General features: G+C 71.6%; 19 protein-coding genes. 13 read left to right on the top strand and 6 right to left on the bottom strand.

The window, feature by feature from the left end; genetic code table 11:
• Positions 1 to 48 precede the first annotated feature (48 nt).
• Positions 49 to 1,374 (bottom strand): DUF2252 domain-containing protein, encoded by a 1,326-nt coding sequence (locus AB0J57_RS23370; RefSeq protein ID WP_366130218.1) that lies wholly within the window; start codon positions 1,372 to 1,374, stop codon positions 49 to 51.
• Between the two features lie 204 nt (positions 1,375 to 1,578).
• Between AB0J57_RS23370 and dnaE the strand changes: the two genes are divergently transcribed.
• A complete protein-coding gene (gene dnaE, locus AB0J57_RS23365) occupies positions 1,579 to 5,118 on the top strand; it encodes a DNA polymerase III subunit alpha (RefSeq protein ID WP_366130217.1) in 3,540 nt (1,179 codons plus the stop codon).
• Positions 5,119 to 5,214: 96 nt separating this feature from the next.
• Here dnaE and AB0J57_RS23360 read toward each other — a convergent pair whose 3' ends face one another.
• Positions 5,215 to 5,388: a hypothetical protein gene (locus AB0J57_RS23360; RefSeq protein WP_366130216.1), complete on the bottom strand. Its 174-nt coding sequence runs from the start codon at positions 5,386 to 5,388 to the stop codon at positions 5,215 to 5,217.
• A 225-nt stretch (positions 5,389 to 5,613) separates the two neighbouring features.
• On the opposite strand from AB0J57_RS23360, the gene AB0J57_RS23355 reads away from it, so the two are divergent.
• The 4 genes from AB0J57_RS23355 to AB0J57_RS23340 are packed head-to-tail and all read left to right on the top strand — an operon-like array spanning position 5,614 to position 9,559.
• Positions 5,614 to 6,999: an NYN domain-containing protein gene (locus AB0J57_RS23355; protein ID WP_366130215.1), complete on the top strand. Its 1,386-nt coding sequence runs from the start codon at positions 5,614 to 5,616 to the stop codon at positions 6,997 to 6,999.
• A gap of 38 nt (positions 7,000 to 7,037) precedes the next feature.
• On the top strand, positions 7,038 to 8,009 hold the full coding sequence (locus tag AB0J57_RS23350) for an ABC transporter ATP-binding protein (protein ID WP_366130268.1): 972 nt from the start codon (positions 7,038 to 7,040) through the stop codon (positions 8,007 to 8,009).
• A 40-nt stretch (positions 8,010 to 8,049) separates the two neighbouring features.
• Positions 8,050 to 8,859 (top strand): ABC transporter permease, encoded by an 810-nt coding sequence (locus tag AB0J57_RS23345; protein ID WP_366130267.1) that lies wholly within the window; start codon positions 8,050 to 8,052, stop codon positions 8,857 to 8,859.
• A 34-nt stretch (positions 8,860 to 8,893) separates the two neighbouring features.
• Positions 8,894 to 9,559, top strand: a complete 666-nt coding sequence (locus AB0J57_RS23340) for a DUF2567 domain-containing protein (protein ID WP_366130214.1) — start codon at positions 8,894 to 8,896, stop codon at positions 9,557 to 9,559.
• Between the two features lie 165 nt (positions 9,560 to 9,724).
• Here the strand turns inward: AB0J57_RS23340 and ybaK are convergent, their stop codons facing one another.
• The 4 genes from ybaK to AB0J57_RS23320 all read right to left on the bottom strand — a co-directional run bounded on the left by ybaK (position 9,725) and on the right by AB0J57_RS23320 (position 13,769).
• A complete protein-coding gene (gene ybaK, locus AB0J57_RS23335; RefSeq protein ID WP_366130213.1) occupies positions 9,725 to 10,222 on the bottom strand; it encodes a Cys-tRNA(Pro) deacylase in 498 nt (165 codons plus the stop codon).
• A gap of 30 nt (positions 10,223 to 10,252) precedes the next feature.
• Positions 10,253 to 10,993 (bottom strand): LON peptidase substrate-binding domain-containing protein, encoded by a 741-nt coding sequence (locus AB0J57_RS23330; RefSeq protein ID WP_366130212.1) that lies wholly within the window; start codon positions 10,991 to 10,993, stop codon positions 10,253 to 10,255.
• Between the two features lie 5 nt (positions 10,994 to 10,998).
• Positions 10,999 to 12,045: a hypothetical protein gene (locus AB0J57_RS23325; protein WP_366130211.1), complete on the bottom strand. Its 1,047-nt coding sequence runs from the start codon at positions 12,043 to 12,045 to the stop codon at positions 10,999 to 11,001.
• A 113-nt stretch (positions 12,046 to 12,158) separates the two neighbouring features.
• The gene (locus AB0J57_RS23320) at positions 12,159 to 13,769 is read right to left on the bottom strand and encodes an oxidoreductase (protein ID WP_366130210.1); all 1,611 of its coding nucleotides are present in this window, start codon (positions 13,767 to 13,769) and stop codon (positions 12,159 to 12,161) included.
• Positions 13,770 to 13,929: 160 nt separating this feature from the next.
• On the opposite strand from AB0J57_RS23320, the gene hisD reads away from it, so the two are divergent.
• From hisD to hisF, 8 genes are all read left to right on the top strand, one after another.
• Positions 13,930 to 15,252, top strand: coding sequence for a histidinol dehydrogenase (gene hisD / locus AB0J57_RS23315; protein ID WP_366130209.1), 1,323 nt, complete (start codon positions 13,930 to 13,932; stop codon positions 15,250 to 15,252).
• Positions 15,249 to 16,367 carry a histidinol-phosphate transaminase gene (locus tag AB0J57_RS23310; protein WP_366130208.1) on the top strand — a complete coding sequence of 373 codons (1,119 nt, stop codon included), beginning with the start codon at positions 15,249 to 15,251 and terminating at the stop codon, positions 16,365 to 16,367. The genes hisD and AB0J57_RS23310 overlap by 4 nt, the downstream gene beginning before the upstream one ends.
• On the top strand, positions 16,364 to 16,957 hold the full coding sequence (gene hisB / locus AB0J57_RS23305; protein ID WP_030492957.1) for an imidazoleglycerol-phosphate dehydratase HisB: 594 nt from the start codon (positions 16,364 to 16,366) through the stop codon (positions 16,955 to 16,957). The genes AB0J57_RS23310 and hisB overlap by 4 nt, the downstream gene beginning before the upstream one ends.
• Before the next feature lie 88 nt (positions 16,958 to 17,045).
• Entirely contained in the window at positions 17,046 to 17,213 is a 168-nt protein-coding gene (locus tag AB0J57_RS23300; protein ID WP_366130207.1) for a hypothetical protein, read from the top strand.
• 5 nt (positions 17,214 to 17,218) lie between these two features.
• Positions 17,219 to 17,860: an imidazole glycerol phosphate synthase subunit HisH gene (gene hisH, locus AB0J57_RS23295; RefSeq protein ID WP_366130206.1), complete on the top strand. Its 642-nt coding sequence runs from the start codon at positions 17,219 to 17,221 to the stop codon at positions 17,858 to 17,860.
• A 31-nt stretch (positions 17,861 to 17,891) separates the two neighbouring features.
• Positions 17,892 to 18,617 (top strand): bifunctional 1-(5-phosphoribosyl)-5-((5-phosphoribosylamino)methylideneamino)imidazole-4-carboxamide isomerase/phosphoribosylanthranilate isomerase PriA, encoded by a 726-nt coding sequence (priA, locus tag AB0J57_RS23290; protein ID WP_366130204.1) that lies wholly within the window; start codon positions 17,892 to 17,894, stop codon positions 18,615 to 18,617.
• Entirely contained in the window at positions 18,614 to 19,027 is a 414-nt protein-coding gene (locus tag AB0J57_RS23285) for a RidA family protein (protein WP_366130203.1), read from the top strand. Before priA ends, AB0J57_RS23285 begins: the two co-directional genes overlap by 4 nt.
• Positions 19,024 to 19,788, top strand: a complete 765-nt coding sequence (gene hisF / locus AB0J57_RS23280) for an imidazole glycerol phosphate synthase subunit HisF (RefSeq protein ID WP_366130202.1) — start codon at positions 19,024 to 19,026, stop codon at positions 19,786 to 19,788. Before AB0J57_RS23285 ends, hisF begins: the two co-directional genes overlap by 4 nt.
• Positions 19,789 to 19,808: the final 20 nt, after the last annotated feature.

The following is a 19,808-nucleotide window of genomic DNA, read 5'->3' as shown; positions in this document are numbered from 1 at the left end:
CGCCTTCCTGTAAGCGGTCCCTAAAGGATCCGGCCTCGTACCGGGCGCCTAGAGGCCCGGGATGCGGCCGTTGCGGAACAGGTCGACGAAGATCTGGTGGTCCGCCCGGGCCCGGGCGCCGTAGCTGTGCGCGAAGTCCACCAGCAGCTCCCCGAAGCCCTCCTCGTCCGCCGCGATCGCCGCGTCGATGGCCCGCTCCGTGGAGAACGGCACCAGGGAGTGCCCGCTCTCGTCGTCCGCCGCCGCGTGCATGGTGGCCGTCGCCCGGCCCAGGTCGGCGACGGTCGCCGCGATCTCCTCGGGGTCGTCGATGTCCGACCAGTCCAGGTCCACGGCGTACGGCGAGACCTCCGCCACCAACTGCCCGGCGCCGTCCAGCTCCGTCCAGCCCAGCCACGGGTCGGCGTGCGCCTGGAGCGCCCGCTGCGAGATGACCGTGCGGTGCCCCTCGTGCTGGAAGTAGCCGCGCACCGCCGGGTCCGTCACATGGCGGGAGACCGCCGGGGTCTGCGCCTGCTTCATGTAGATCACGACATCGTTCTCGAGGGCGTCGCTGTTGCCTTCGAGGAGGATGTTGTACGAGGGCAGCCCGGCCGACCCTATGCCGATGCCGCGCCGCCCCACCACGTCCTTCACGCGGTACGAGTCCGGCCGGGCCAGGCTCGACTCGGGCAGCGTCTCCAGGTACCCGTCGAACGCGGCCAGCACCTTGTAGCGGGTGGCCGCGTCCAGCTCGATCGATCCGCCGCCGGCCGAGAACCGGCGCTCGAAGTCCCGGATCTCGGTCATGGACTCCAGCAGCCCGAACCGGGTCAGTGACCGGGCGTCACGCAGCGCGTCCAGCAGTGGTCCCTCGGCCGTGTCCAGGGTGAACGGCGGGACCTCCTCGTTCTTGGCGCCCGTGGCCAGGGCGTGGATGCGCTCCCGGTAGGCGGCGGCGTAGATCCGTACCAGCTCGGTGATCTGCGCGTCGCTGAGCGCCTTGGTGTAGCCGATCAGCGCCAGGGACGCCGACAGCCGCTTCAGGTCCCAGGTGAACGGCCCGACGTACGCCTCGTCGAAGTCGTTGACGTTGAAGATCAGCCGGCCGTTGGCGTCCATGTACGTGCCGAAGTTCTCGGCGTGCAGGTCGCCGTGGATCCACACCCGGCCGGTCCGCTCGTCCAGGTACGGGCCGCCGTGCCGTTCCCGGTCGAGATCGGCGTAGAAGAGGCAGGCCGTGCCCCGGTAGAAGGCGAAGGCCGAGCCGGCCATCTTCCGGAACTTGACCCGGAAGGCGGCCGGGTCGGCGGCCAGGAGCTCGCCGAACGCGGTGCCGAAGACGGAGAGGATCTGCTCACCGCGTTCCTCGGCGGTGGGCTGCGGGACCGACATCGCGGGGTGCCTCCTGGTGCGTACCTACACGGGCGCGCGCATGACCGCGCGCATGACAAAAAGGACAGGTGTTCCGTCCCCCTCCAACGCGCGACCGTACTCCCGAGTGCCCGCCCGCCACTCCCCATCGGGCACATCCGTTGTCAGTGGGGCGACGTAGACTTCCGAGCTGTCCCCCATCCCCGACCCCCGGAGGCAGCAGCCGTGTCGAAGCCGCCGTTCACGCACCTTCACGTGCACACCCAGTACTCGCTGCTGGACGGTGCCGCGCGGCTCAAGGACATGTTCAACGCCTGCAACGAGATGGGCATGACGCACATCGCGATGTCGGACCACGGCAACCTGCACGGGGCGTACGACTTCTTCCACTCGGCGCAGAAGGCGGGGGTCACGCCGATCATCGGCATCGAGGCGTACGTCGCCCCCGAGTCGCGGCGCAACAAGCGCAAGATCCAGTGGGGCCAGCCGCACCAGAAGCGGGACGACGTCTCCGGTTCGGGTGGTTACACCCACAAGACGATCTGGGCGGCGAACGCGACCGGCCTGCACAATCTGTTCCGGCTCTCCTCCGACGCGTACAAGGAGGGCTGGCTCCAGAAGTGGCCGCGTATGGACAAGGAGACCATCGCCCAGTGGTCCGAGGGGCTGATCGCCTCCACCGGCTGCCCCTCCGGCGAGCTCCAGACCCGGCTGCGCCTCGGCCAGTTCGACGAGGCCCTGAAGTCGGCTTCCGAGTACCAGGACATCTTCGGCAAGGACCGGTACTTCCTGGAGCTGATGGACCACGGCATCGAGATCGAGCGCCGGGTCCGCGACGGCCTGCTGGAGATCGGCAAGAAGCTCGGCATCCCGCCCCTGGTCACCAACGACTCGCACTACACGTACGCGCACGAGGCCTCCGCACACGACGCGCTGCTGTGCATCCAGACCGGCAAGAACCTCTCCGACCCGGACCGCTTCAAGTTCGACGGCACCGGCTACTACCTCAAGTCCACGGACGAGATGTACGCCATCGACTCCTCGGACGCCTGGCAGCAGGGCTGCGCCAACACGCTCCTGGTGGCCGAGCAGATCGACACCACCGGCATGTTCGAGAAGCGCGACCTCATGCCGAAGTTCGACATCCCCGAGGGCCACACCGAGGTGAGCTGGTTCAAGGAGGAAGTCCAGCGCGGCATGCACCGCCGCTTCCCCGACGGCATCCCCGAGGACCGCCAGCAGCAGGTCGAGTACGAGATGGACGTCATCATCCAGATGGGGTTCCCGGGGTACTTCCTCGTCGTCGCCGACTTCATCATGTGGGCGAAGAACCAGGGCATCGCGGTGGGCCCCGGCCGAGGCTCCGCGGCCGGTTCGATCGTGGCGTACGCGCTGGGCATCACCGACCTCGACCCGATTCCGCACGGCCTGATCTTCGAGCGGTTCCTCAACCCCGAGCGCGTCTCCATGCCCGATGTCGACATCGACTTCGACGAGCGCCGGCGCGTCGAGGTGATCAGGTACGTGACCGAGAAGTACGGCGAGGACAAGGTCGCCATGATCGGCACGTACGGCACGATCAAGGCCAAGAACGCGATCAAGGACTCCGCGCGCGTGCTGGGCTACCCGTACGCGATGGGCGACCGCATCACCAAGGCCATGCCCGCCGACGTCCTCGGCAAGGGCATCCCGCTGTCCGGCATCACCGACCCCTCCCACCCCCGGTACTCGGAGGCGGGCGAGGTCCGCTCGATGTACGAGAACGAGCCGGACGTGAAGAAGGTCATCGACACCGCGCGCGGTGTGGAGGGCCTGGTCCGGCAGATGGGCGTGCACGCCGCAGGCGTGATCATGTCCAGCGAGCCCATCGTCGACCACGTCCCCGTCTGGGTGAGGCACACCGACGGCGTGACCATCACCCAGTGGGACTACCCGAGCTGTGAGTCGCTCGGCCTGCTGAAGATGGACTTCCTGGGCCTGCGCAACCTCACGATCATGGACGACGCCGTCAAGATGGTGAAGGCCAACAAGGGGATCGACATCGATCTCCTCGGCCTCCCGCTCGACGACCCGACCACCTTCGAGCTGCTCCAGCGCGGCGACACCCTCGGCGTCTTCCAGTTCGACGGCGGCCCCATGCGGTCCCTGCTGCGGCTGATGAAGCCCGACAACTTCGAGGACATCTCCGCCGTCTCGGCCCTCTACCGGCCGGGCCCGATGGGCATGAACTCGCACACCAACTACGCGCTGCGCAAGAACGGCCAGCAGGAGATCACCCCGATCCACCCCGAGCTGGAGGAGCCGCTCAAGGAGGTCCTCGGGGTCACCTACGGCCTGATCGTCTACCAGGAGCAGGTGCAGAAGGCCGCCCAGATCATCGCCGGGTACTCGCTCGGCGAGGCCGACATCCTCCGCCGCGTCATGGGCAAGAAGAAGCCCGAGGAGCTGGCGAAGAACTTCACCATCTTCCAGGCCGGCGCCAAGAAGAACGGCTACAGCGACGAGGCCATCCAGGCCCTGTGGGACGTGCTGGTCCCCTTCGCCGGATACGCCTTCAACAAGGCCCACTCCGCCGCGTACGGACTGGTCTCGTACTGGACGGCCTACCTCAAGGCGAACCACCCCGCCGAGTACATGGCGGCGCTGCTCACCTCGGTCAAGGACGACAAGGACAAGTCGGCCGTCTACCTGAACGAGTGCCGCCGCATGGGCATCAAGGTGCTCCCGCCCAACGTCAACGAGTCGGAGTCGAACTTCGCCGCCCAGGGTGATGACGTCATCCTCTTCGGCCTGTCCGCCGTGCGGAACGTCGGCACCAACGTCGTCGAGTCGATCATCCGGTGCCGCAAGGCGAAGGGGAAGTACACCTCCTTCCCCGACTTCCTCGACAAGGTCGAGGCGGTCGTCTGCAACAAGCGCACCATCGAGTCGCTCATCAAGGCCGGTGCCTTCGACGAGATGGGCCACACCCGCAAGGGCCTGGTCGCCCACCACGAGCCGATGATCGACAACGTGGTCGCGGTCAAGCGCAAGGAGGCCGAGGGGCAGTTCGACCTCTTCGGCGGCATGGGGGACGAGACCAGCGACGAGCCGGGCTTCGGGCTCGACGTCGAGTTCTCCGATGTCGAGTGGGACAAGTCCTACCTCCTCGCCCAGGAGCGCGAGATGCTCGGCCTGTACGTCTCCGACCACCCGCTCTTCGGCATCGAGCACGTCCTGTCCGACAAGACCGACGCGGCGATCTCCCAGCTCACGGGCGGGGAGCACGCGGACGGCGCGGTCGTCACCATCGGCGGCATCATCTCCGGCCTCCAGCGGAAGATGACCAAGCAGGGCAACGCCTGGGCCATCGCGACCGTCGAGGACCTCGCCGGCTCCATCGAGTGCATGTTCTTCCCGGCGACGTACCAGCTCGTGTCCACCCAGCTCGTCGAGGACACCGTCGTCTTCGTCAAGGGCCGCCTCGACAAGCGCGAGGACGTGCCCCGGCTGGTCGCCATGGAGCTGATGGTCCCCGACCTGTCGTCGGCCGGCACCAACGCGCCCGTGGTGCTCACCATCCCGACCGTCAAGGTCACCCCGCCGATGGTCAGCCGCCTCGGCGAGATCCTCACCCACCACAAGGGCAACACCGAGGTGCGGATCAAGCTCCAGGGCCCGCGGTCGACCACCGTGCTCCGGCTCGACCGGCACCGCGTCCAGCCCGACCCGGCGCTCTTCGGCGACCTCAAGGTGCTCCTCGGCCCCTCCTGCCTGGCCGGCTGACCGGCCCGGCCACGTCACCGCGCGGAAGGGGCGCGCCCGTCGTCACGGGTGCGCCCCTTCCGGCGTACGCGGGGTACGCCGCGCCTTCAGGCGTGCCTAGTTGTGGCCGAACCTCTTCTGCCGGCCCTTGCGCGCGACGTCCGCCGGGGTGGCCGCCGCCATGCGGTGCTCGGCCTGCGCCTCCATCGAGGTGCGCTGGGCGTCCTGGCTGCTGCGCTCCGCCGGCGACGCCTTCGGCTGACTTCGGTCCGACTTCTTGTTCTTGGCCATGGTGATGCCTCCTGTGGGGGTGTAGGGGCCAGGGCCGCTGCCAGACTCACATACGTACATAATGCGCGCATTTTGGATCATTGCGGACGGTAGTCGGCGGCCCTCATGGGGGCTTGCGGCGATCCGCCACGCCGATGATCCAGTTCCGGCCGTTAACCCCTCGGCAGTCGGGCAGACTCGAAGGAAACCCGAAGCAACTTCCGATCCCGAGGTTCCCGAAAGAGGGTGGAACACGTGGACCGCTGCGTCGTTCTGGTGGACGCCGGCTACCTGCTGGGAGCCGCCGCCAGCCTTCTCGCCGGAGAACCGGCCCGCTCCCGGATCACCGTCGACCACACCGCCCTCATCCAGGGCCTCCGCGAACGCGCCGAGGCCGACACCCAGCAGCCCCTGCTCCGGATCTACTGGTTCGACGGCGCCCCCGACCGCGTACCCCAGCCCGAACACCGCCGGCTGCGCGTCATGCCGCGCGTCACCGTCCGGCTGGGCGCCCTGACCCGCAGCGACGGCCGCTGGGCCCAGAAGGGCGTCGACGCCGCCATGCACGCCGAACTCACCGAACTGGCCCGCAACCGCGCCTGCTCCGACATCGTGCTGGTCACCGGCGACGGTGACCTGCTGCCCGGTCTGATGTCCGCCAAGGAACACGGCGTCGCCGTCCACCTGTGGGCCGTCCAGGCCGCCGACGGCGACTACAACCAGTCCGAGGACCTGGTCGCCGAGGCCGACGAACGCCGGGTGCTCGACCGCGAATGGATCACCCGGGCCGTACGCGCCAAGGAGCTCACCGGCCCCTGCTCGCCGCCCCCCGCCCCGCGCCCCGAGATCGCCGCGATCCTCTCCGCCCCGCTGCCCGAGTCGGCGCTCGCCGCCTCCGCCGAGCGCGCCGCCGAAGCCTCCCCCGCAGCCTTCGGCGCGGGAGGTACCCCCACTGCCGCCGCCGTCAACGGCTCGTCGTCCGTCAACGGCTCCACGGCCGTGAACGGCACACCGCCGGGCCACGGGACGTCCGTCAACGGCACACCTGTCCACGGCGCCCCCCGCGAGGGCGGGGCCGGCACCGACGAATCCGGCGCGCCCACCCCCGCCGGCGGCGGCAAGGGCGGCGTCCCCACCCCCAAGGACCTGGCGGCCCTGCACGCCCCCGGCCACCAGAACACCAGCCCGGGACCCGCCCAGCCCGCGAACGCCACCCTCCGCTGGTCCTCCGACCGGGGCTGGGTCGACCGCCCCGGCGGCACCGTGGGCGAACCGCCCGAGACCGCCTCGCTGCCCACCCTCGCCCAGCTCACCAGCGCCGAGCAGCGCTGGGCCGACCGCGAGGAGGACATCACCACGGTCGGCGGCGACCCCTTCGAGGTCGGCCAGGTCTTCGCACGGCGCTGGATGGAACGGCTCCCCGACCCCGCCCACGTACAGAAGCTGTCCACCATGTACCCGCGCATCCCGCACCGCATCGACGGCGAACTGCTCCGCTACGCCGCCCGCTTCGGGCTCCTCGCCCACAAGGACGACCAGATCGACGAGCACGACCGGTACGCGATCAGGGCCGGGTTCTGGCGCGAGATCGACGTCCGCACGGCGGCCGAGCACGCCCCCGTGGGCGAATAGGGCACGGCGACCCTTTAGGCTCATCCCTCGTGAGTACGGTGTGCGTGGTGCGGGAGCTGGTCAAGACGTACCCCGCCACGCGCGGCGGGCGAGGGAGGCCCGCGACACCCGAGGTGCGCGCCACCGACGGGGTGTCCCTGGACGTGCGCGGCGGTGAGATCTTCGGCCTGCTCGGCCCCAACGGCGCCGGCAAGTCCACCCTCGTGCGCCAGCTCACCGGCCTGATGCGGCCCGACTCCGGCACCGTCCAGATGCTCGGCCACGATCTCGTACGCCACCCCGAGCGCGCCGCGCGCCTCATCGGCTACCTCGGGCAGGAGTCCACCGCCCTGGACGAGCTGACCGTCGCGCTCGCCGCCGAGACCACCGGGCGGCTGCGCGGCCTCACGGCTCGGGACGCGCGGGCCGAGCGGGACGCCGTACTGGACGAACTCGGGCTGTCCGGGCTCGCCGGGCGGCCCCTGAAGAAGCTGTCCGGCGGGCAGCGGCGGCTCGCCTGTTTCGCGGCCACGCTGGTGGGGGAGCGGCCCGTGCTGATCCTCGACGAGCCGACCACCGGCATGGACCCCGTCGCCCGGCGCGCCGTGTGGGCGGCGGTCGACCGGCGGCGCGCCCAGCACGGCACGACGGTGCTGCTGGTCACCCACAACGTCATCGAGGCCGAGACGGTACTGGACCGGGTCGCCGTCCTGGAGCGCGGGCGGGTCATCGCCTGCGACACCCCGGCCGGGCTCAAGGAACGGGTGGCGGGCGAGGTACGGGTGGAGCTGGTGTGGCGCGAGCGGGCACCGCTGGACGTGCCCGAGGTGGCGGCGCTGCGGGAATCCGCGCAGGAGTCCGGGCGCACCTGGGTGCTGCGGCTCGCGCCGGACGAGGCGCGGGCGGCGGTCGCGGCGGTGACGGGCGGCGCGGCGTTCGCGGCGCTCGACGACTTCACGCTCGCCACGCCGAGCCTGGAGGACGTGTACCTGGCGCTGGGCGGCGAGACGAAGGGCCTGGTCAAGGCATGAACAGGAGTATCCGTTGAGCATCGTGCCCGCACAGGCCGCTCTGTCGTCGGGCGCGGCCGTCTCCGCGCCGGCCGCCGGCGCCGACACACCTGACGCCGCGCCGCTCGCGCCCCGGGCGCGGCTGCTGCCGGCGCTCGCCGCCGTGTACCGGGCCCAACTGTCGCGGGCCCGGGTGGCCCGTATCCCGCTGCTGTTCGTGGCGACCTTCCAGTCCGTCGGGATCATGGTCCTGATGCGTGGGGTCGTGGACGGCGGGGCGGAGGCGCGGGCCGTCGTGGCCGGCTCGTCGGTGCTCGTGGTGGCGTTCGTGGCGCTGAACCTGCTCGCGCAGTACTTCGGGCAACTGCGGGCCAGCGGCGGGCTCGACCACTACGCCACGCTTCCGGTGCCGCCCGCCGCGGTGGTGCTGGGCGCGGCCGGCGCGTACGCCTCCTTCACGGTGCCCGGGACGGTCGTGACGGCGGTGGCCGGCTCGGTCCTCTTCCAACTGCCGCTGACCCACCTGTGGATCCTGGCCGCGGTCGTGCCGCTCGCCGGGGCCGCCCTCGCCGGGCTCGGCGCGGCGCTCGGGCTGCTCGCGCCGCGTCAGGAGCTCGCCACCCTGCTGGGCCAGCTCGGCATGTCGGCCGCCCTGCTGCTGGGCGTGCTGCCGGCCGACCGGCTGCCGCAGCCCATCGGGTGGGCACGCGACCTGCTGCCGTCGACGTACGGGGTGGAGGCGCTCGCCCGGACGTTCGACGCCCGGCCCGACTGGGCGGCCGTCGGGCTGGACCTCGCGGTGTGCGCGGTGGTCGGCGTCGTCTCGCTGGCCGCCGCGACGTGGGCGTACCGGCGGGCGGCGGTCCGGTGAGGCACCGGGCCGGGGCGCCTGGCACGATGGCAGGGTGACCGCACCGCTGACTCCGCCCCACCGGCCCTCCCCGCACGACTCGCACGGTTCGCACGGTTCGTCCGACTCGCATGGCTCGCACGGCTCGCACGAGACCGGGTGGCCGCCGCCGTATCCCACCGCCCCGAAGGGCGCGGACGACGCGCCGGACGTGGCCACGGAGGTACGCCAGGGTGCCGTGGTGCTGCTCGGGGTGACCCTCGCGGGTATCGCGCTGGGGCTGCTGTGGCTGTGGCTGGCCCCCCGGATTCCGCTGGTCTCGGACGGCAAGGCGGTGTTCCTCAAGGACACGGAGGGCGAGGGCGCGGTCGGCGCCGACGGTACGTTCGCCCTGCTGGCGCTCGGCCTCGGGGCGCTCAGCGCGGCCGTCGTCTTCTGGTTCCACCGGCACGGTGGCATCGCGATCGTGGTGGGCCTGGCCCTGGGCGGCCTGCTGGCCTCGCTCCTCGGGTGGGGCGTCGGCACCCTGCTCGGCCCGGCGCACGACGTGGCCGAGCACGCCCGCGCGGTGGGCGCGGGCGTCACGTTCGACGCGCCCCTGAAGCTCCAGGCGCACGGGGCGGTACTGGCGTGGCCGGTGGCGTCGATGCTGGTGCACCTGGCCCTCACGGCCCTCTTCGGCCCCCGCGACCCGGAACCGGACTGGGACGCCCCTGCCTGAGTCCCTTCAGAGACGGGCAGGGTCAGGACGGGCGGCGGCCGTGGTTGGCGCGGTGCTTGCGGATGCGCCACTTCCGTTTGCGGGTCCTCTTCGACATGGGCGGCCCCTTCCGAGACGCGTTCCGTTCCTACGGTCGTAGCCGAGGACGGGACCGCCGTCGAGGGGTTACGCGCGACCGATCGGCGCCAGCACCGCGTCCGTCAGGGCAGCCAGGTCCGACGGGGCGAGCTCGACCTCCAGGCCCCGGCGCCCCGCCGAGATACAGATCGTGTCGTGCTTCGACGCCGAGGCGTCCAGCACCGTGGGCAGGCGCTTGCGCTGGCCCAGCGGGGAGATGCCGCCCCGGACGTACCCCGTCGTGCGTTCCGCCGCGGCCGGGTCGGCCATCGTCGCGCGCTTGCCGCCCACCGCCGCCGCGAGGGCCTTCAGGTCGAGCTGGCCGGCGACCGGGACGACCGCGACCGTGAGGGTGCCGTCCACATCGGCGACCAGGGTCTTGAAGACCCGGTCGGGGGAGACCCCGAGGGCCTCGGCGGCCTCCTCGCCGTACGAGGGGGAGGCCGGGTCGTGGTCGTAGGCGTGCACCGTGAAGGGTGTGCCGGCCGCCGTCAGGGCCACCGTCGCGGGCGTGCCGTTGGCCTGCTTCTTGGGCTTCTTCGCCACCTGTCGTGTCCTCGGGTCGGTTGGGTCGCGTCAGTTGGGGCTCGTCGGCGCCCGGGTCAGTTCCACCGCCGGCAGCGACGGCAGGTGCCGCAGCACCGCCGTCTCCGCGCGCAGCAGGTGCAGTTCCTCCCGCAGCCGCGTCGCCGTGTCCGGTGCCTGGAGGAGCCGCTGCTTGGCCGGGGTGTCGAGCACCGCCGCCGCGGCCACCAGGTACGAGACCACCGACGGCTCGTCGGGCAGTTCCTGACCGGCCGTCATGGACCGTTCCCGGGCTCCCGCCAGCCGCTTCTGGTAGGCGCGGAAGGCCCGCAGGACGCCCTCCGCGAGCGCCCCGGCCCCCTCGCCCTGTTCCTCCTCCAGCTCCTCCAGCTCCGCCGTGAGGAACGGGCCGCTCGCGTCGACCGAGAGCAGCTTGACCCGTTTCGTCCCGGTGGCCAGCACCTCGAAGCTGCCGTCCTCCCGCTCCCGGATCGTCGCCGCGTCGGCGATGCACCCGACCCGGTGGAAGGCCTGGATCGGGTCGGGGCCGAAGCCCGCGGCGGGACCCTTCTCCGGCAGCGCCGTCTGGTCGGGCATCCCGGGCGCGGTGGGCGCGACCTCACGCCCGTCGCGGATCGCCACGACGGCGAAGCGGCGCGGCTCCGACTCGTCGGTCTTCGACAGCTCGCGCATCATGGCGCGATAGCGCTCCTCGAAGACGTTCAGGGGCAGCACGAGGCCTGGGAACAGCACCGCGTTCAGCGGGAAGAGTGGCAGGCGAGCGGTGGTCACAGCGGTTAAGCGTAATGGCCGCCGAAGCGGCCGCGTCCGGCCCGTCCGCGCAACGGGACGGCCGAGGCCACCTCCAGCCGTACGCCGTGGCGCGCGTCGAGGAACCGGCCCAGCGGGTCGTCGCTCACCGACGACCACGGAAACGACGTCGCGTACGGGCCGATCAGCCGGAACTGGTCCAGCGCCGCCGCCCACCGCTCCCGCCCCACCAGCACGTACACCAGGACGTTGCGCACCTCGGCCGGCCACGGGTCGGCGACCGCGTACCGCCCGGACAGCTCGACCGCCAGGTCCGCCGCCGCGTCGATCCGCTCCGCCCGTACGGGCTTGGCGCCACCGGCCAGCAACTGCGCGAACGCCGCCCGCACCGGAAGCGCCCTTATCAGCGACCCGGGCAGCGCGTCGGCGGCGGCCTGCTCGGCGAAGTCGAAGCAGAAGTCGAAGTCGAAGGACCCGCGGTGCGAGCCGCGCCGCTGGGTGGCCAGGTACTTCAGCGCGGCCACATGGCAGCCGTAGTGGTGCGCGGCGCGGCGCACGGCCTGCTCCCACAGCGTCTCGAACGCGGTGTGTGTGGCGTGCGTACCGCGCGCGTGGTCCAGCGCCAGGCGCCAGGGCACCGGATCGTGCGGCGCGGCCTCGGCCGCCGCGTCGACCAGCGGTCCCAGCTCGCGCAGCCGCTCGGCCCGCGCCGGGGACTGCCACGCCCTGCGGACCGCGACCTCCGCATTGACCAGCAGGGCGTCCGGGTCGTGGGGCGTGGCCGCCAGCCAGCCGGTCAGCCACTCGTCGCGGCTGTGCGCGAAGGCGGCGAGCCGCTTGACGTACCGGTCACGGCTCTCCCACTCGGCGGCCCCGCGTGTGGCGGCCAGCAGCTTCGCGGCCGGTTCGTGGTCCCCGAGGGCGGCGGAGACCAGCGCCGGAGCCAGCCGCTCGTCCGGCGCGTCGAGCAGCACCGCGTGGTCCGGCGGCAGCCCGTCGGCGAGCTGCGGGACGTGCCGGACCGCGCGCGCGGTGCTGAGCAGGGCACGGAGCAATGACATGGTGCGGACCATTGAAAACCGCAGGTCGGAGCCGCGCCAGTGGCCTGCTGTGAAGCTTTGGTGGCGGCGGAATGGTTGCACGGACGAATGCCAAGAGAGCGTAAAGAAAGCGGTGTACGGGTGTGTCAACTGCGCCTCAGGAGACGCGAGGCACCGGCCGCGACGGTAGTGGCGAGGATCCAGCCCAGCAGGATCAGCACGGTCGACGCCCACTGCCATATGCCGCCCAGCCGCCAGTACCCGTCCTGGCCGAGATTGATCACCGGCAGCAGCAGATCCAGCGCGTACAGGGCCGCGTTCCAGTTCGGGTGCTCAGCCGGCTTGATCGGCGGCGGATCGCACTGCGCGAAGGCGAGCGTCCCCGCCGCCCACAGCACCGCCATCCACAGCGCCGCCCGGCCCGGCCGGTAGCCGTACGCCACCGTCCAGTCCTGTAAGTAGCCCCACATCTTCGCCGCCAGCGGGAGCGTCTCGCGCCGCCGGCGCTGCTTGGCCAGCAGCACTTCGCGCGCGTCCGCGTCCTCCCCGCTGTTGCGCAGCACGGTCGCCAGCCGCTCGTACGGCTCCGGGGCGAACTCCGGGGTCGCCGCCGCCACCCACTCCAGACGGCGGGCGAGCGGGAAGTGCCCGTACGGCACGAGGTTCTCGTACACGAAACCGCCCATCGCCAGCCCGCCGGGCCCCGGCCAGCTCGTCGACAGGTCGATCAGCGTCACGACCTTCGCGCCGTTCAGCACCACCCGCCCCTCCTCCGGGCGCTCCCCGTTGAAACGCAGCTCCGGGGTGACGATCCGGCGCAGCGACAGCTCCTCCCGCCGCTCCGAGGACAGCAGGAACCGCGCGTGGTGGAAGTCCACCGCGTCCCCGAACCGGCCGTCGTCCAGCCGCACCCCGCCCCGGCACTCGAACGGCTGCACGCGCGTGCCGCGCATCGGCGTGTTGAAGTTCGCCAGCCCGCCGGGCGGCGTCGTACCCGCCGCGTTGCCCGTGCGGTCGCTGACCCAGGCGTACGTCATGTACAGCGTCCGCTCCACGGTGAGCTGCGGCGCGTTGAGCGCCCGGCGGCCCTCCGCGCCCCGCAGCCTGCTGCCGCGCAGGCTCAGCGAGACGCCGATCTTCGCCCCGCGCAGCGAGAACTCGCCATGCGTCTCGATCAGCTCCGCCGTCAGGTCCTGCGCCACCGCCATCCCGTCGGCGACGATCGCCCGCCCCCGCCGGTCCGGGCCCACATGGATCTGGCTGATCAGCAGGTCCGTGCCGATCTGGGCGTCGGTGAGCCGCATCCCGTGCTCCACCCGGCAGCGCGGCAGGTGCAGGTCGCCCTCCGTGTGCAGCCGCGCCGCCTCCAGCCGGGGTATCGCGCACTTGACCATGCGCAGCGTGGTGAACCGCGACTCCGGCAGCACCACCTCGTTCTCGAACCGGCAGCCGTACAGCTCCACGTACGGCCCCACCGTGCCGCCCGCAAGATCCAGCGTGCCGGTGATCTGCACCCCGCGCAGCTTCAGCGCCGAGACGCGCCCGGCCAGCGCGGGCGGCCCGTCGAGCAGCAGCAGCGCCACCTTGTCCGCCCGCACGCTCCGCTCGGGCGGCCAGACGCGCGGCGAGAACGGATCGTCCAGCATCGCGTTGCCCGCGCTCAGGTCGTACGTGGCGCCGATCCGGAACGCCTGCCACATGCCCACCTCGGACGGGGTGAGGTCGTCCGGTACGTCGTCGTCGTGCGGCTCGGTCACTGCCGCCCCCTCCGCTTCCCCTGTTTCGTACGGCTGTTCTTCCCGCTGTGTGACGGACTGAACGCTAACGGTCAGGTGTGACAGTCCAGCCCTGCCGTGGCGTGTATCAGCCAGTGATACGGACGTCCGGCCGCGGGAAGCCGTCTGCGAGAATTGACCTGTGATCTCACGAATCGATCTGCGCGGCGACGCCCTCCCCAAGGGTGGCGCTCTGCGCGACCTGCTGCCCCGTGCCGAGTTCGACGTGGAAGCCGCCCTGGAGAAGGTGCGGCCGATCTGCGAGGCCGTGCATCATCGGGGAGACGCGGCGCTGATCGACTACGCGGAGAAGTTCGACGGTGTGGTCCTCGACCAGGTGCGCGTTCCGGCCGCCGCGCTCACGCGCGCGCTGGAGGAGCTCGACCCGGCCGTCCGCGCCGGACTGGAGGAGTCGATCCGCCGCGCCCGCATCGTCCACCGCGAGCAGCGCCGCACCCAGCACACCACCCAGGTGGTGCCCGGCGGCACGGTGACCGAGAAGTGGGTTCCGGTCGAGCGCGTCGGGCTGTACGCGCCGGGCGGCCGCTCCGTCTACCCCTCGTCCGTGATCATGAACGCCGTACCGGCGCAGGAGGCGGGCGTCGAGTCGATCGCCCTCGCGTCCCCGCCGCAGAAGGAGCACGGCGGCCTGCCGCACCCGACGATCCTCGCCGCCTGCGCGCTGCTCGGCGTCGACGAGGTGTACGCGGCCGGCGGCGCCCAGGCCGTCGCCATGTTCGCGTACGGCACCGAGTCCTGCGCCCCCGCCAACATGGTCACCGGCCCCGGCAACATCTGGGTCGCCGCCGCCAAGCGGTACTTCACCGGCCGGATCGGCATCGACACCGAGGCCGGCCCGACCGAGATCGCGGTCCTCGCCGACGACACCGCCGACCCCGTCCACATCGCCGCCGACCTGATCAGCCAGGCCGAGCACGACCCGCTCGCCGCCGCCGTCCTGGTCACCGACTCCGTCGACCTCGCCGAGGCCGTCGAGAAGGAGCTGGAGCCGCAGGTCGCCGCCACCAAGCACGTCGAGGACCGGATCGTGCCCGCCCTGCGCGGCAGGCAGTCCGCGATCGTGCTGGTCGACGGCCTGGAGGAGGGCCTGCGCGTGGTCGACGCGTACGGCGCCGAGCACCTGGAGATCCAGACCGCCGACGCCGCCGCCGTGGCGCAGCGCGTGCGCAACGCGGGCGCCGTCTTCGTCGGCCCCTGGGCACCGGTTTCGCTCGGTGACTACTGCGCGGGCTCCAACCACGTCCTGCCCACCGGCGGCTGCGCCTGCCACTCCTCGGGCCTGTCCGTGCAGTCCTTCCTGCGCGGCATCCACATCGTGGACTACACGCGCGACGCGCTCGCCGAGGTGGCCCACCACGTGGTGACCCTCGCGGAGGCGGAGGACCTCCCGGCGCACGGCGCGGCCATCAAGGCCAGGTTCGAGTGGAAGGTGCCCCAGCGGTGACGATCGGCATCGACGACCTGCCCATCCGCGACGAGCTGCGCGGCAAGTCCCCCTACGGCGCGCCCCAGCTCGACGTGCCCGTACGCCTCAACACCAACGAGAACCCGTACCCGCTGCCCGAGCCGCTCGTCGAGCGGATCGCCGAGCGCGTCCGGGAGGCGGCCCGTACGCTCAACCGCTACCCCGACCGGGACGCCGTCGAGCTCCGCACGGAACTGGCCGCCTACCTCACCCGCACCACCGGGTACGAGGTCGGCCTCGCCAACGTCTGGGCCGCCAACGGTTCCAACGAGGTCATCCAGCAGCTCCTCCAGACCTTCGCGGGACCGGGCCGCATCGCGATGGGCTTCGAGCCCTCGTACTCGATGCACGGCCTGATCTCGCGCGGCACCGGGACGGGCTGGATCTCCGGACCGCGCCGGGACGACTTCACCATCGACGTGGCCGACGCCACGGCCGCCATCGCCGCGCACCGCCCCGACGTCGTCTTCATCACCTCGCCCAACAACCCCACGGGTACCGCCGTCGACGCGGAGACCGTGCTGGCGCTGTACGAGGCGGCGCAGGCGGCCAGGCCGGCGCTGGTGATCGTCGACGAGGCGTACGTGGAGTTCAGCCACCGCCCGTCCCTGCTGTCCCTCATCGAGGGCCGCCCCCACCTGGTGGTCTCCCGGACCATGTCCAAGGCGTTCGGCGCCGCCGGACTGCGCCTGGGCTACCTCGCAGCCCACCCGGCCGTGGTCGACGCCGTCCAGCTCGTACGCCTGCCGTACCACCTCTCGGCCGTCACCCAGGCCACCGCGCTCGCGGCCCTGGAGCACACCGATACGCTGCTGGGGTACGTCGAGCAGCTCAAGGCCGAGCGGGACCGGCTGGTCGCCGAGCTGCGGGCCATCGGCTACGAGGTGACCGAGTCCGACGCCAACTTCGTCCAGTTCGGGCGCTTCACCGGCGAGGGCGGCGCCCACGCCGTGTGGCAGGCGATCCTCGACCGGGGCGTCCTGGTCCGGGACAACGGCGTACCGGGCTGGCTGCGGGTCACCGCCGGCACACCCGAAGAGAACGACGCGTTCCTGGATGCGGTTCGCGCACTGAAGAAGGAGCAGAGCTCATGAGCCGCGTAGGACGGGTCGAGCGCACCACCAAGGAGACGTCCGTCGTCGTCGAGATAGACCTCGACGGCACCGGAAAGGTCGATGTGTCGACCGGCGTCGGCTTCTACGACCACATGCTCGACCAGCTCGGCCGCCACGGTCTGTTCGACCTCACCGTCAAGACAGACGGCGACCTGCACATCGACTCGCACCACACCATCGAGGACACCGCCCTCGCGCTCGGCGCCGCCTTCAAGCAGGCCCTCGGCGACAAGGTGGGCATCTACCGGTTCGGCAACTGCACGGTGCCGCTGGACGAGTCCCTCGCCCAGGTCACCGTCGACCTCTCCGGCCGCCCCTACCTGGTGCACACCGAGCCGGAGAACATGGCGCCGATGATCGGCTCCTACGACACGACGATGACCCGGCACATCCTGGAGTCGTTCGTCGCCCAGGCCCAGATCGCGCTGCACGTCCACGTGCCGTACGGGCGCAACGCCCACCACATCGTGGAGTGCCAGTTCAAGGCCCTCGCCCGCGCCCTGCGCTACGCCTCGGAGCGCGACCCGCGCGCGGCCGGCATCCTGCCCTCCACGAAGGGCGCGCTGTGAGCGACGCACGCGCGGCCGCCGGGCCGCGGACGAGCGTGATGCCCGCGCCGCTGCGCCGCGCGGGCGGAGAAGCGAACGAGGGAGCACTGTGAGTCCGCTGTCCACGCTGCTCATCATCGTCGGACTTTTCCTCGCGGGAGGCGTGTACTCCTTCAGCAAGCAGAAGATGCCCAGGGGCGTCATCGTCCTGCTGGCCGTCGCCTCGGCGATGTGCCTGCTCGCGGGCGTCCTGCGTATCCAGGGGATCTGGGAGTGAGCGCAATGAGCACTGCGAAGAAGGTCGTGGTCTTCGACTACGGATTCGGCAACGTCCGCTCCGCCGAGCGGGCGCTCGCCCACGTCGGCGCCGACGTCGAGATCACCCGCGACTACGACAAGGCCATGAACGCCGACGGGCTCCTCGTCCCCGGCGTCGGCGCCTTCTCCGCCTGCATGGCCGGGCTCAAGGAGGCCCGCGGGCACTGGATCGTGGAGCGCCGGCTCTCCGGCGGCCGCCCCGTCATGGGCATCTGCGTCGGCATGCAGATCCTCTTCGAGCGCGGCATCGAGCACGGGGTGGAGACCGAGGGCCTGGACGAGTGGCCCGGCACGGTCGGGCCCCTGAAGGCCGCGGTCGTCCCCCACATGGGCTGGAACACCGTCGAGGCGCCGGAGGACAGCGAGCTGTTCGCCGGCCTCGGCGCCGACGCCCGGTTCTACTTCGTGCACTCCTACGCCGTGCACGACTGGAGCCTGGAGATCACCAACCCCGCGATGCGCGCGCCCAAGGTCACCTGGTCCACGCATGGCGAGCGGTTCGTGGCGGCCGTCGAGAACGGGGCGCTGTGGGCGACCCAGTTCCACCCCGAGAAGTCCGGCGACACCGGCGCACAGCTCCTGACCAACTGGCTCAACACCTTCTGACCTCCCTCCAAAGGATCTAGGACCCGCTGAGATGAGCAAGCTCGAACTCCTCCCCGCCGTCGACGTCCGGGACGGCCAGGCCGTACGGCTCGTCCATGGCGAGTCCGGTACGGAGACGTCCTACGGCTCCCCGCTGGAGGCCGCCCTCGCCTGGCAGCGCGCGGGCGCCGAGTGGCTGCATCTCGTGGACCTCGACGCCGCGTTCGGCACCGGTGACAACCGGGACCTGATCGCCGAGGTCGCGAAGGCCATGGACATCAAGGTGGAGCTGTCCGGCGGCATCCGGGACGACGCGTCGCTCGCCGCCGCGCTCGCCACCGGCTGCACCCGCGTCAACCTGGGCACCGCCGCGCTGGAGACCCCCGAGTGGGTCGCCAAGGTCATCGCCGAGCACGGCGACAAGATCGCGGTCGGCCTGGACGTGCGCGGCACGACGCTGCGCGGCCGCGGCTGGACCCGCGACGGCGGCGGCCTCTACGAGACGCTGGCCCGCCTCGACTCCGAGGGCTGCGCCCGCTACGTGGTCACCGACATCGCCAAGGACGGCACGCTCCAGGGCCCCAACCTGGAGCTGCTGCGCAACGTCTGCGCGGCCACCGACAAGCCGGTCGTCGCCTCCGGCGGCGTCTCGTCGCTCGACGACCTGCGGGCCCTGTCGGAACTCGTTCCGCTCGGTGTCGAGGGCGCGATCGTCGGCAAGGCGCTCTACGCGAAGGCGTTCACCCTGGAGGAAGCGCTCGCGGTGGTGGCCGAATGACCCAGACCGTACGCAAGGTCGTGACCGGCGCGCCCTGGGAGGAGCAGTTCGGCTACTCCCGGGCCGTCGAGTTGCCGAACGGCCTGGTCCTGGTCTCCGGCTGCACCTCCGTCGTCGACGGCGTGATCGCCGAGGGCGGCCCCTACGAACAGGCGGTCAACTCCTTCAACGTCGCCCTGGGCGCGCTGGAGCAGCTCGGCCTCGGTGCGGCGGACGTCGTCCGTACGCGCATGTACATCACCCACGCCCGGGACGTGGAGGAGGTCGGCCGCGCCCACAAGGAGCTGTTCGACGCCGTCCGCCCCGCCTCATCGATGATCATCGTCGAGGGCTTCGTCGACCCGCGGCTGGTCGTCGAGGTCGAAGTCGAGGCGTACCGGGCAGCAGAGCGAGGAGGTGCCTCGTCATGACCCTCGCGGTCCGAGTGATCCCCTGCCTGGACGTGGACAACGGCCGGGTCGTCAAGGGCGTCAACTTCCAGAACCTGCGCGACGCGGGCGACCCCGTCGAGATGGCCAAGCTGTACGACGCCGAGGGCGCCGACGAGCTGACCTTCCTGGACATCACCGCGTCGTCCGGCAACCGGGAGACCACCTACGACGTGGTGCGCCGCACCGCCGAGCAGGTGTTCATCCCGCTGACCGTCGGCGGCGGCGTGCGCAGCGCCGAGGACGTCGACAAGCTACTGCGCGCCGGCGCGGACAAGGTCGGCGTCAACACCGCCGCGATCGCCCGCCCGGAGCTGATCCAGGAGATCGCCGAGCGCTTCGGCCGCCAGGTGCTGGTCCTGTCGGTGGACGCCCGCCGTACCGACTCCGGCACGCCCTCGGGCTTCGAGGTCACCACGCACGGCGGCCGCCGGGGCACCGGCATCGACGCCGTCGAGTGGGCCCACCGGGCCGCCGAGCTCGGCGCGGGCGAGATCCTGCTGAACTCGATGGACGCGGACGGCACCAAGGACGGCTACGACACCGAGATGATCGCGGCCGTGCGCAAGCACGTCACCGTGCCGGTGATCGCCTCGGGCGGCGCGGGCAGGCTCGCGCACTTCCCGCCGGCGATCGACGCGGGCGCGGACGCGGTGCTGGCGGCTTCCGTGTTCCACTTCGGCGACCTGCGGATCTCCGAGGTGAAGGACACCTTGCGCGAAGCGGGCCACCCGGTCCGCTGAGGCATCTTCCGGCGGTCAGG

This window comes from Streptomyces sp. NPDC049837, assembly GCF_040674455.1.
Lineage (GTDB): Bacteria > Actinomycetota > Actinomycetes > Streptomycetales > Streptomycetaceae > Streptomyces.
Note: the sequence above shows the minus strand (reverse complement) of the source record. Positions and strands in the feature narration are given on the sequence as shown.

Excerpts from the sequence above, each read along its gene's own strand:
- hisF (WP_366130202.1), top strand. The coding sequence starts at position 19,024 with ATGACCCTCGCGGTCCGAGTGATCCCCTGCCTGGACGTGGACAACGGC.
- hisH (WP_366130206.1), top strand. The coding sequence starts at position 17,219 with ATGAGCACTGCGAAGAAGGTCGTGGTCTTCGACTACGGATTCGGCAAC.
- AB0J57_RS23325 (WP_366130211.1), bottom strand. The coding sequence starts at position 12,045 with ATGGTCCGCACCATGTCATTGCTCCGTGCCCTGCTCAGCACCGCGCGC.
- priA (WP_366130204.1), top strand. The coding sequence starts at position 17,892 with ATGAGCAAGCTCGAACTCCTCCCCGCCGTCGACGTCCGGGACGGCCAG.
- AB0J57_RS23370 (WP_366130218.1), bottom strand. The coding sequence starts at position 1,374 with ATGTCGGTCCCGCAGCCCACCGCCGAGGAACGCGGTGAGCAGATCCTC.
- AB0J57_RS23360 (WP_366130216.1), bottom strand. The coding sequence starts at position 5,388 with ATGGCCAAGAACAAGAAGTCGGACCGAAGTCAGCCGAAGGCGTCGCCG.
- AB0J57_RS23285 (WP_366130203.1), top strand. The coding sequence starts at position 18,614 with ATGACCCAGACCGTACGCAAGGTCGTGACCGGCGCGCCCTGGGAGGAG.
- hisB (WP_030492957.1), top strand. The coding sequence starts at position 16,364 with ATGAGCCGCGTAGGACGGGTCGAGCGCACCACCAAGGAGACGTCCGTC.